The organism is Pseudoalteromonas sp. Z9A4 (assembly GCF_011378845.1).
Lineage (GTDB): Bacteria > Pseudomonadota > Gammaproteobacteria > Enterobacterales > Alteromonadaceae > Pseudoalteromonas > Pseudoalteromonas arctica.
The window spans coordinates 1-1,086 of record NZ_WTLA01000061.1; the positions used below are offsets into that span (position 1 = coordinate 1).

The 1,086-nt window shown below is 40.4% G+C and carries 1 protein-coding gene; it reads left to right on the forward strand.

What is annotated here, in order from left to right:
• Positions 1-198: 198 nt before the first annotated feature.
• On the forward strand, positions 199-1,086 hold an 888-nt coding region (locus tag GQR54_RS19425; protein ID WP_166379705.1), incomplete at its 3' end, for an IS110 family transposase.

The window sequence follows — 1,086 nt, forward strand, 5'->3', positions numbered from 1 at the left end:
ACCCAACCTTGTATCTCTTCTTGATGAGTGTTTAGCTAGCACTTGTCACATCGGGAAGACAGTGAGCTCGTACCCAACCAGAGTGTGAAAATGCTGTGACGTAGATTGAGCCCTGACTTCCTAACCTCCATTAAACTGAATGGTATCCTAGCGCCCCAACTAAGGGTGACGCTGCATGTACAAGGGGAGTAGATAGAGATGAAAGCTTTTATTGGCATTGATGTGGGTAAAGACAAGTTAGATATTTCCTGGCTACGCGATGTAGTCAAAAGTAAAAAGAAAACGAAGATTTTTAAAAATAACCCGCAGGGCTATCAAGAGTTAGTTGCCTGGTTGATAAAGAATACAAATTTAGAAGCACAAGATATTGTTATTACAACAGAGCCCACAGGTGTTTATAGCGAGCCGCTGATGTATTTCCTATATGAGCAAGGATTTATTTTATTACATGTAAATCCTGGTAAAGCAAAACAGTACGCAAGTTCATTAGGGCTTGTCCATAAGACAGACAAGTCAGACGCCACAATGCTTGCTCGTTATGGTCATGACCAACAGCACTCACTTTTAAGTTGGCAGCCTGAGCCTGTTGAAGCGAGAGAGTTAAAAGTAATGACGCGTAGACTTGAAGCACTTGAGCAAGACTTACGTCGCGAAGAAAATCGTTATGAAGCTGTTGGTTTCTCAGGTGCATCTACTCGAGTTACTCAGTCAATTGAAGATATGATAGCTGTACTAAAAACTGAGATAGGCAAGCTAAAAAATGACATTGATGAGCATATTGATAGACACCCACAATTAAAAAAGAACCGCCAATTGCTTCAAAGTATCAAAGGTGTTGGAGAGGTAATATCACGTATGATGGTGTCCTTGATGGCATGTAAACAGTTTAAAAATGCCAAGCAATTAGCTTGTTACTTAGGCTTAATACCTAAGCTTAATGAGTCAGGCAAACGGGCTGGAAAAACAACTTTAAGCAAAGAAGGGCCTGGGTATATAAGGGCTAAATTGTATATGGCTGCTGTAGTAGCTGTACAACATAATCCAGATATAAAAGCCCAAAATAAGCGATTAGTGGAGCAAGGTAAA